The 1019-nt window shown below is 65.1% G+C and carries 1 protein-coding gene; it reads right to left on the bottom strand.

All coding sequences use genetic code 11. The annotated features are described in order from the left end of the window. Positions 1-172: transposase (locus tag ABFX50_RS50660; RefSeq protein WP_346158473.1), on the bottom strand; the 172-nt coding region annotated here is incomplete at its 3' end. Positions 173-1019 lie beyond the last annotated feature (847 nt).

A 1019-nucleotide genomic window follows, 5' to 3' on the forward strand; every position in this document is an offset into this window, starting at 1 on the left:
ACCAGGCACCGAACTCCTGCGGCATCTCCCGCCACTGTCCGCCGGTCCTGAACCGCCAGATCACACCCTCGAACTGCTGCCGTAACCGCTCGGGATAGGGGCCGTACTCGCCGATCGGCAGGTACGGCCCGATGAACTCCCACTCCGCGTCCGTCAACTGCACTCGCGTCACGGAACAAGGTCTACCGGTCCAGGCCTCACCACGAGGGCGAATCGACAGATTGATCACGACCCAATACGCGCCCTAGGAGACCTGTACGGCCGGCCACCGCGGGGCGGCCTCGGGTGCCCAACTCGAGCCGGGCTGCGGCCGGATCGACAGCGGCCCGAACTGGTCGAAGGCGAAACACCGGTTCGGGAAGCAGCTGGTCACCTCCCCGATCCGGTCCAGTTTGGCCTCCCTGGCGGGGTCGGTGGGCTCCTTCCAGATGCAGGTGTGCTGGAAGAAGATCTTTTTCTCGCGTAAGTACTGGCGCAGCCGCGACGACGCGGGTGGGTTGTCGGCCAGGTAGGCAGCAAGTTTGCGGATGCTCCACCGGATGAAGGGGCGACCCAGCTTCTCCGGTCAAGTGGTGGCCGTCTGGACGATGAAGTCCTCATCATCGCTGGTGATGCGGCGGGGACGGCCTCCCTCGGGCGCTCACCGGACTGCGCCCCGGCCGACCCGACTCACCCCCACTGCGTGCGCGCGGACCGGATCCAGTTCTGCAACGTCTCCGGGCTGACGCTCCCGGCCTGGACTCATACAGCGCCACCGCGTCCTTTGAACTGCGGCGGGTAGCTCTTCATCCCCACGGACCCTGTCCCGATCTCCCGAATCAGCAGGGTTTCAGGGTCTCAGGTGTCCAGTCCTTGGGTAGAACCTGGCGCGAGACAAAACGTCCCGGCCCCACTTCCACCTCCGAGGGCAAGCCGAAAGCTGGGTCACGTCCAGCGAAGTGGTGTATGAGTTGACCTTCGCGTGATCCTGTTTCTGCAGGTTAAGCGGTAAGTGTCTGCGGGATGGGGTTGTGCTGCGG

It is taken from the genome of Nonomuraea recticatena (genome assembly GCF_039533245.1).
GTDB classification, from domain to species: Bacteria; Actinomycetota; Actinomycetes; order Streptosporangiales; family Streptosporangiaceae; genus Nonomuraea; species Nonomuraea roseola.